Origin of the sequence: Terriglobus sp. YAF25, assembly GCF_052113305.1 — a bacterium.
Taxonomy (GTDB): Bacteria; Acidobacteriota; Terriglobia; order Terriglobales; family Acidobacteriaceae; genus Terriglobus.
Window position 1 is genome coordinate 1 of record NZ_JBFRCY010000218.1, and the last position, 6,253, is coordinate 6,253.

At 61.1% G+C, this 6,253-nt stretch carries 5 protein-coding genes; 1 reads left to right on the top strand and 4 read right to left on the bottom strand.

Going from position 1 to position 6,253, the window contains the following annotated elements; all coding sequences use genetic code 11:
• Nucleotides 1–518 (top strand): hypothetical protein (locus tag AB4043_RS10995; RefSeq protein WP_442307056.1); only part of this gene is annotated, 518 nt, incomplete at its 5' end.
• 344 nt (nucleotides 519–862) lie between these two features.
• Here AB4043_RS10995 and AB4043_RS11000 read toward each other — a convergent pair.
• The 4 genes from AB4043_RS11000 to AB4043_RS11015 form a co-directional block, all read right to left on the bottom strand.
• The gene (locus AB4043_RS11000) at nucleotides 863–1,492 is read right to left on the bottom strand and encodes a hypothetical protein (RefSeq protein ID WP_442302895.1); all 630 of its coding nucleotides are present in this window, start codon (nucleotides 1,490–1,492) and stop codon (nucleotides 863–865) included.
• Nucleotides 1,489–2,016, bottom strand: coding sequence for a (2Fe-2S)-binding protein (locus tag AB4043_RS11005; protein ID WP_442302896.1), 528 nt, complete (start codon nucleotides 2,014–2,016; stop codon nucleotides 1,489–1,491). Before AB4043_RS11005 ends, AB4043_RS11000 begins: the two co-directional genes overlap by 4 nt.
• Complete coding sequence (locus tag AB4043_RS11010) at nucleotides 2,013–4,787, bottom strand: xanthine dehydrogenase family protein molybdopterin-binding subunit (protein WP_442302897.1); 2,775 nt, start codon at nucleotides 4,785–4,787, stop codon at nucleotides 2,013–2,015. The genes AB4043_RS11005 and AB4043_RS11010 overlap by 4 nt, the downstream gene beginning before the upstream one ends.
• Before the next feature lie 68 nt (nucleotides 4,788–4,855).
• On the bottom strand, nucleotides 4,856–6,253 hold a 1,398-nt coding region (locus tag AB4043_RS11015; protein ID WP_442307057.1), incomplete at its 5' end, for a multicopper oxidase domain-containing protein.

A 6,253-nucleotide genomic window follows, 5' to 3' on the forward strand; every position in this document is an offset into this window, starting at 1 on the left:
ATACCGAGGCGATCGATCACGCCCTGCTGGAAGAGGCAGCCGGGAAGTTTCAGAATGCAGCGGTGACGTACCAATTGGCCACGTCGATCGTCAGGCAGAATCAGGCTGCTTCCGAATTCTCCGCGTATCTGATCGATCTTGGGCTTGCGCGATCGCTGACACATCTCGCCCGTCCGGCTGAAGCTAAGGTTCTGTGCGACCGCTGGAAAGGCCGCTGGAAGCAGATTGCAGGTCATCCGCAGCGTGCGTCTGGGCGATCGGCCGACGGCGTGACGGAGCTGGAAGCAAGATGGGAGTTCTCCTGCGGCGCGCCTCAGAGAGGCGAGGAGCTGATCAAGAGCGCCATCGCGAAGTACCCCGAATCGGACGCTCCCTATAATGCGTTGTCTGAGTTCTACTATTCGATTGGACAGATCGACCAGGCACGCACCGCGAAAGCGAAAGCAGCGGAGCTTCGGGAAGCCTCAGCAGAGAAGCTTCGCGAGGCAGAGGACCAGAGAATCGGTTTAGCGAACTAACTCAGGTCGAGTCGAAGGCCGTTTTAGTTTGGTGTTTCACGGCGGTGTCTCGAGCCGGTGATTCAAGCGCTGAAGGCGCGCCCTATACCAGCCTGGGGCAACGCCCCAGGTTTCCGTGCCCACAAGATGTTAAAGGGCTGAAGGCCCGCCCTATATAAAGGTCGTCAATCCGACCGTATCGTTTCGATAGGCACACCAACAATTTCAAGAACCATTTCGTTTGTGAYGATTGGGGATTATAGATCGGGCCTTCAGCCCTCATACCGCTTTCCTGTCCCCGTACCTGGGGCGTTGCCCCAGGCTGGTATAGAACGCGCCTTCAGCGCTTTAAACCGACGGTCTCGCTATTGCGGGCAGGCGGCGCCGGATTTTGCCCAGGCCTCCACCAGCTCGCCGGCCTGCTGTTGCGTTCCTGGGGCGGGTTTCCGGCCATAGCCGGGGTTCCATGCCCATCCGACGAGGGAGTCTTTGCCGATGTGATCGATCAGGTCGTTCAGTGAACGGTTGCCGTTGCGCTTCGGGTCTTTGATCTGCAGGCATATCTCTGCGGGCGTTTTGCCCTCCCAGGCCATCTCGGCCGGCGCAAGATGCCAGTGGGCATTGCCAGGGATGCGGCCCTGTTCGAAGTTGGCGTTGGTGTGGCAGGTGCCGCACCGCATATTCTCGCGGCCGTAGCCGTCAACGCCGCGAACGACCACAGGTTGATGCAGGCGGCGGCTATCTCCCTGGCGTGGGCTCTCGCCCGAGGGATGGCAGTTGACGCAGCGCTGGTGGGTGAGCACCTTGCTCAGTTCGGTGAAGTATGCGGCTGAACGCTTCTGCGGATCGGCAATGGAGGCGAAGCTCTTCGGAGAGGCAAGTGTATTGGCATCGCCTGCAGCCGCAGGTTTGTCGGCTGCCGCGGCTGCGGATCTGACGATGCCGATAAGCGTCAACGTAATGGCAATTGCAAGAAGACGCCAGTCGATCTTCATTGAGCACCGTCTTTCAGGAAGCGGGCGGGTTCTGTTAGAACGGCGGCGCGGACGGCTTCGTGATACTTCACATAGCCGGTACACCGGCAAAGATGCCCGTCGAGGGCTTCGCCGATGGTGGAATCGAGATCTGCGTGGGCTACGGGAGTCTTTTCGAGCCGTTCGAGAAGCACCTGGCCCTCGTTGAGAAATCCTGGCGTGCAGTAGCCGCACTGAAAGGCGAAGTGCTCAATGAAGGTCTTCTGCAGGATGGTGAGCTCGCCGTTCTTCGCGTGCCCTTCGATCGTGCGTATCGTTTTGCCGTTGAAGCTGGAGGCGGGAACGATGCAGGTGGGATTGGTGTGGCTGGTGCCGTCGGGCCGATCGACGATGACGGCGCAGCTCAGGCACTGAGCAGCGCCGCAGCCATACTTCGTGCCGGTCATGCCAAGGTATTCGCGCAGGAAGTCGTTCATGGTCAGGTCGTCGCGTACCTCGATGGGGCCATAAGCGCGGCCATTGATCGTAAGGGCGAGAGTTGTCATGCGAGGGCATCCTTGATCATGGTTTGGGTGACCGGCAGCGAGCGGAAGCGATGGCCGGTCGCGTCGAAGATTGCGTTCAGGAGCGCGGGAACGACCGGGATCATGACGACCTCGGCCATGCCCTTGGGCGGCTCTTTGGGAAGTGGCGGAAGGATCTCGATTTCGAGATCGTGCAAGGGAAGATCGGATCCGCGAGCGATGCGGTATTGACCAAGGTTCCACTGTCCGTTGCCTGGTCCATCTTCAAACGGAGGCAGCGTCTCCATAAGGGCGTATCCGACGCCCATGGCGAAACCTCCCTGTGATTGTCCGACCACGACCTCGGGGACCAGTGCCTGACCGCATTCAAGAGCGCTATAAGCTTTGGCGATGCGCAGCTTGCCCGTAGTGCGTTCGATCTCGACGCGAACCAGCGTTCCGCAGCTTGACGAGAATGCAACGCCAATGCGGTTGTAGTCCGTGGGCGGAAAGGCAACGGAGCTGCGGTTGAGACAGGTGAAGCTGTCACCGGCGTAACGAACGGCGAGGGCGTCGATATCGGCTGTCCAGCTTTCACCATTGATTGCAAAGGTGGCCTGAGCCCATGCCCAGCGAGAGAAGGCATGCGCCATAACGCCGGTAACGAGCTTCATCGCGTGGGCTTTGGCGGCGATCTTCTTGAGAGGCAGAGGATCGAGGCCGGTCATGATGAGAATGTCGTCTTGCCAGTAGGCCTCATCCGACTGCTTTGCCCGCGGATCGTTGGGAGCGATACCCCACAGCGCGATGGCCGCGGGCCACAGGCCGAAGCGGTAGAGGATGCGTGCGGCTTCAGCGGCGGCCTGTGTGCCCACGTGTGCTCCGATGGAGGCGCTGGTCGGAGAGCTGATCTCCGGTACCCATCGTGGGTTCTTCTCTCCTTCGTCCTGTGCGGCCTGGGTCATCGTGAAGGGATCGCCGGTCTTCACCAGTTCCAGAGCGTCAAAGGCATCGACCTGTGCGACCGTGACCTCGTCGGCGCGTCCGCCGAGATGCAGGGCGACGCGATTCGCCAGCGCTGTTCCGATGCCGTTGCCCATCTCGACGGCATCGCAGTGGATGGAGATGCGGCCCTCGGGGCTAATCTCGACGCGTCCAAGAGAACAGTCCGCACCTGATCCGTAGTCTTTGGTGGCAATGGCAACTCCTGTACCGACCAGGAAGCCGGGCTTCGCCTGTGTCTTCTTCTCGGCACGCTTGATCCAGACGGGGTGCTTTTCCAGCTTGCTGAGGATCTCTCTGGTGCGTGTGGAAACAGAGTAGGCATGACCGGTCATGATGCGTCCGCCTGGCGCAAGAGCATTGCGGCGGCGGAACTCGATGGGATCCATCGGAAGCGCGCAGGCAACCTCATCGATCAGAGTTTCGAGCGCCGTCATCGTCTGCAGCGTTCCATAGCCGCGCATGGAGCCGGCAGTAACGCCGCGAGTGTGCATCGCAACGGTGGTGACGTCGACCTTCGGCACGTCGTAGATGCCCAGGGCTCCAGTCGCGCCGACGGTGGCGACGCTGGGGGAGTAGTTCATCATGCCGCCGCCATCGAGGACATGATCGGCGGCGAAGGCCGTAATCTTTCCGGAAGCGCGATCGATGCCGATCTGCGAGCGCATCTTGAAGGCGTGGCGTTTGGTGCCTCCCTGAAACTGCTGGAAGCGGTCATGGGCAAGACGTACGGCGTGGCCGGGATAGAACATGCCGGCGAGTGTGACGTAGAGTGGGAACGGCGTGTGATCGCGGCCGCCGAAGCCTCCGCCCACGTAGGCAAACTGGGCATCGATGACCTTGGGCTTGAACCCGGAGCTCGCTTCGCCGAGAAGAAAGGCGAGCGATTCGGTGGTCTCAAAGGGAGACTGCACGCCAAGCACTGTTTCCAGCTTTTGGGCGGAGGTGTCATACCAGGCAAGGCCGCACTCCGGCTCAAGGAACACGGGATCGACGGACTGGGTTTCGAATTCGCGGTCGAGCACGAGCAGGCCGGCGTCTTTGTTCGCGAGCCCTTTGCGGATCTCGTCACCGAAGGTCGCGCCTTTGACGTACTCGCCGCCTTTGGCGACGGGCAGAGGTTTCCAGATGGGACGGCCGGAGCTTTCAAGGAAGCCGGGACTGATCCAGCCTGCCTGCATGGGGGAGTAGACGTCCGGATCATCGGGTGTGGGGCCGGCGACCCGGGTAAAGCGGAAGGCTCCATAGTTGGAACCCTCGACAGGGCCGGTCTCTTTACCGAATCTGAGGAATTGACCGTCGCGCAGGGCGAGGCGCGCCTGATCGAAGGCGTCGAACTTCTCGAAGATGAGCAGCGCGACCGGCTGGCCCAGATAGGTGGGTGTCTTGCCGGCAGGGCAGAAGAGATCGCCTTCGTAGAAGGCAGGCACGCGGACTTTGGCGTGTTTCACGTCGTCAGCGGTAACCACGACGGCCGGCCTGGCGATCTTGCTTAGACGGGCGAGATCGAAACCTTCATAGATATGGGTTGCATCGGCACAACGGACCAGCAGCGCATGCGATGTCTCAGAGGGCCAGCCGGGAAGGTCGGCTGCGCGAAAGTCTGAGGCGTAGAGCTTTGCTCCGGTGGCTTTGGCGACGCCGTCGATGCGCCCGAACTCCGGCGTCCACTTGCCGCGTCCTGGCAGGGTCTCGTGCGCCGTGAAGCCGGGCGGAGTTGCCGCTGTCTGGCCTGCTCCGATGCGCGAAACGCCGAGCGTGATGCCGCTTGCCACGGCCCACTGCACGAATTCCCGTCGAGTTGCCTTCATTCATTTCGTCCTTCTCAGTGTGTTGGTCGAACTGAGGTCTCTGTTCTTGATGTGTCGCTTAGTGCGCGTCAGTCGCCGGCCAGAACAATCGGTCGTGTTCCGGCTGTGGGAGCAACTTCGCCAAGCGGAAGCGGCTTCAGCATATTTGCTTTCGCGTCCGCTCGTTCGAAGTCAAACTTCAGAACGCGTGCTCCCTGTGGCGTGGCGCCGCTCACCAGAAGGTTAGCGCCTGTGGTGGTGCTGGTGGTTGCTACCTGAGCTCCGGAACCGGGAAATGGATTGAAGCTCGCAATCTCACGGAAGGTTGCGCCGTGAATATGCTCTTCCGGGTTGTGGAGATACATCTCTGGACCGCCGTCCAGCGCCGATCCATTGGAGAAGACTTTGACGGCGCCCTTGTCTGTAAGCTGACTGGCGATGATGCGCTGTGCTCCGCCGAGTGAACCGGCGAGCCATCCGGCGCCAAGGGAAACGCCTCCCTTGTAGTCCTTGCCGAAGGGGAAAAAGGCTGCGGTCTGCGAGGGCTGATCGGTGGCAGGCATCTTCATCCCCGCGTGGCTTCCGCCGGCGATCGGTGAGAGCAGCGAGAAGACGAAGACCTTGACCTCGGCTGCCTTGCCCGCTCCGGGAGCGGTGACGATGCTGTTGCGTCCGGTCGTGAAGTCGACGATGCCCGCTGCGAGCGTGACGCCGGAGGTGTCGTCTCCGTAGGGCTTGAAGCTGGAGAAGAGTGCGGGGGCCGTACCGTGTGAGGAGGGAAGCCTGGTGCTGAAGACTTTGACCTCGCTCGGCATGCCGGGGCCGGAGCCGACGATGATGTTGTCGGAGGTGGTTCCGTCGATCTGCGCCGCAGTGACGGTTACACCATTGCTTGCATTGGAGGCGAAGGGCTGAAAACGTGCCAGCTCTGTACCGAACGGTCCCCTGGCCAGGTTGCCGCCCGCGTAGGCGACGACTTCGGGTACGTGGTTTCTGCCGGAGCCTACGATCAGGTCGAGAACACCGTCTCCATCGACGTCACCCATTGCCACACTGACGCTCTCCTGGTAGCCGGGGAAAGGGATGACGGTGGAGATCTGCTTGTCGTCTTTGGCATCGAAGATGCGTACCTCGGACGGTGCACCTCCTGTCCCGGGAATGGCGACGGCGTAGGTGGAGACCGCGGGAATGACATTCACGAGGGCCATCAGGCCGTTGTCTTCGTGATTGAGGCGGTGACAGTGCATGACAAAGAGGCCGGCGTAGTCGTCAAAGCGCGTGCGGAAAGAGAGAATGCCGGGTTGAATGACGGTCTCGTCAACCTGCATGGTCGGTGCTGGGACGTTGACGTTATCCAGCCCCCAGGGCTGTGGGCCGGTGTGCAGGCCGGTTGTCGGGTCGTAGTACTCCATCACCTGGAAGTCGTTGACGTGGATGTGAATGGGATGCTCGTCGTTATTGTTGTTGATGAACTTCCACTCTTCCAC